At 71.2% G+C, this 493-nt stretch carries 1 protein-coding gene; it reads right to left on the bottom strand.

Annotation, left to right across the window (positions count from 1 at the left end):
• Positions 1–372: condensation domain-containing protein (locus LPA54_RS36890; RefSeq protein ID WP_308112926.1), on the bottom strand; the 372-nt coding region annotated here is incomplete at its 3' end.
• Positions 373–493 lie beyond the last annotated feature (121 nt).

Genomic DNA, 493 nt, shown 5'->3' with positions numbered 1-493 from the left:
GAACATCGTGCGGGCGATCTCCAGGGAGTCGTCCCAGGAGTCGTGCGCCAGGCGGTGGAAGTTGACGTAGTTGAAGACGGTGTCGGTCAGGTTCGGTTCGGTGGGCCGCAGTCGGGCGATGCGGACGAGCGGGACCCGGCGGTGCGGCAGCATCTCCTGTTCGGCGCCGAACACGTCCCTCAGGTAGGTCAGCCAGTCGCCGCGCGGGCGGTCCACGCCGAACGGCACGGTGTTGAGGAACAGTCCGCGCATCCGGTCGGCGCCGGGCACCTCGGGGCGGCCGTTGGTGACCAGGCCGATGCTGTGGCCGCGCACGCTGTCGTCGCGGTCGGCGAACAGGCTCATGGTGTGGTGGAAGGCGGCCAGGAGCACGGTGCGGCGGGGTCGACGAGGGAGAAGGGGGCGACCGGTTCGGGGGTGTCGGCGGCGTCGGTGACCAGTTCGGCGAGGTCGGCGAGGGTGCGGGCGCGGAAGACGTCGGCGACGGAGAAGC

This window comes from Streptomyces sp. DH12 (assembly GCF_020873895.1).
Classification (GTDB): domain Bacteria; phylum Actinomycetota; class Actinomycetes; order Streptomycetales; family Streptomycetaceae; genus Streptomyces.
The sequence above is the reverse complement of the archived record's forward strand: the minus strand, read 5'-3'. Positions and strand labels throughout refer to the sequence as shown.